We start from the raw sequence: 1,712 nt of genomic DNA, 5'->3' as shown, positions 1-1,712 counted from the left end.
GGTTCTGATCCACTTGTTGTGGAGCCGTGACTGGCCGTTACCGATGCCTGGAAGGATGGGCGTTCGTGTGACTGCAGCGTTCTCTGGACCGCCTTCTCTCACCTGTCGACAGTGATGGTGGACGACATCGTGGTGGGCAACGGACTGATGACCTTCTCGGCACGTACCGCGACACGGCAGGCCGTGTGCCCGGGGTGCGGGACGGTGTCCGGCCGCGTCCACGGTGGGTACCGCAGGCGCCTGGCCGACGTGGCGGTGTCCGGGCACCGGGCCGTGATCGACCTGCTCGTGCGCCGGTTCATATGCCCGGCCCAGGAGTGCGGTCGCCGGACCTTCGTCGAGCAGGTCGACGGGCTCACCGAGCGGTTCGCCCGGCGCACGGCGTCGCTGCACCGGACGCTGGAGAAGATCGCGCTGGCCCTCGCCGGGCGCCCGGGAGCCCGGCTGGCCGCGCACCTGTCGATCCCGGCAAGCGCGAACTCGCTGCTCAGACTGTTGCGGAAGCTCCCCGACGAGCCGGTCGGCACCGCGCCACGCGTCCTGGGTATCGACGATTTCGCGTTTAAGAAGGGCCACGTGTACGGAACGATCATCTTGGACATGGAGACGGGCGAGCGCGTGGACGTGCTGCCCGACCGCACCGCGGAGACGCTCACCGCGTGGCTGCGCGCGCATCCCGGGGCGGAGATCGTGTGCCGGGACCGGGCCAGCGCGTATGCCGAGGCCGTCCGCACCGCCTGCCCGCACGCGATCCAGGTCGCGGACCGGTTCCATATCTGGAAGAACCTGTGCGAAGCGGTCGAAAAGTGCGTCCTCGCGCACCGCGCCTGCCTGGCCGAGTCCCCGGAGCCGGATCGGCCGGCGGCCCAGGAAGCGCAGGTCGGCAATACGGACCCTTCGGTGCCGCCAGCGCTGGAGGGACTGCGCGCGGTCCAGCGCCGAGAGCGGCACGCAGCCGTCCACGCCCTGTTCAGCAAGGGAGTAGGGATATCCGCGATCGCCGAGGCACTGGGCCTGGACCGCAAGACGGTACGCCGCTACGCGCACGCGGCCAGCCCCGAGGACCTGCCCGTCGGCACCGGCAAGCGTGAGAACCGGGTGCAGCCCTACCTCGGCTACCTGCACCAACGCTGGAACGAAGGGTGCACCGACGCCGTCCGGCTCTGCGGTGAGATCCGCGGCCTGGGCTATCACGGCAGCGAGCGCACCGTCCGTCGCCACCTGCAGACCCTGCGCGCCAGCGGCCAGCCCGCGCCGACCGTGGCCCAGGAACTGACGGTCCGCCAGGCGACAAGACTGCTGACCAGCCATCCCGACCACCTCGACGAGAACGGCACCCTCAGACTCAAGGAACTGCTGGGTCGGTGCCCGGAGTTGGACAGCGTTGCGACCTGCGTGCGCACCTTCGCCGAGATGATGACCGAGCGGAAAGGGCATGACCTCGCCGACTGGCTCGGGCGGGCCGAGGCCACCGGCTTCCCCTCCCTGGCCAGCCTCGCCCGCGGGCTCCGCCAGGACTTCGACGCCGTCACCGCCGGCCTCACGATGGAGTGGAACTCCGGTCGAGTCGAGGGCAACGTAAACCGGGTGAAACGGATCAAGAGGGACGGATACGGACGCGCTGGCTTCGACCTACTCCGCCTGCAGATCCTCCACGCGGACTGAACGCCGTCACGCGCAGTCACGGCTCCACAGCAAGTGGATCAGAACCG

The 1,712-nt window shown here is 69.6% G+C and carries 1 protein-coding gene; it reads left to right on the top strand.

Translation table 11 applies throughout. The features are described from left to right. Positions 1-114 precede the first annotated feature (114 nt). Complete coding sequence (locus tag AB0N14_RS40050; RefSeq protein ID WP_366030599.1) at positions 115-1,665, top strand: ISL3 family transposase; 1,551 nt, start codon at positions 115-117, stop codon at positions 1,663-1,665. The last annotated feature ends 47 nt before the right edge of the window (positions 1,666-1,712 follow it).

The sequence above is a fragment of the Streptomyces sp. NPDC051104 genome, assembly GCF_040682835.1.
GTDB lineage: Bacteria > Actinomycetota > Actinomycetes > Streptomycetales > Streptomycetaceae > Streptomyces > Streptomyces cynarae.
The sequence above is the reverse complement of the archived record's forward strand: the minus strand, read 5'-3'. Positions and strand labels throughout refer to the sequence as shown.

Coding starts and splice junctions, on each gene's coding strand:
- AB0N14_RS40050 (WP_366030599.1), top strand. CDS start 115: ATGGTGGACGACATCGTGGTGGGCAACGGACTGATGACCTTCTCGGCA.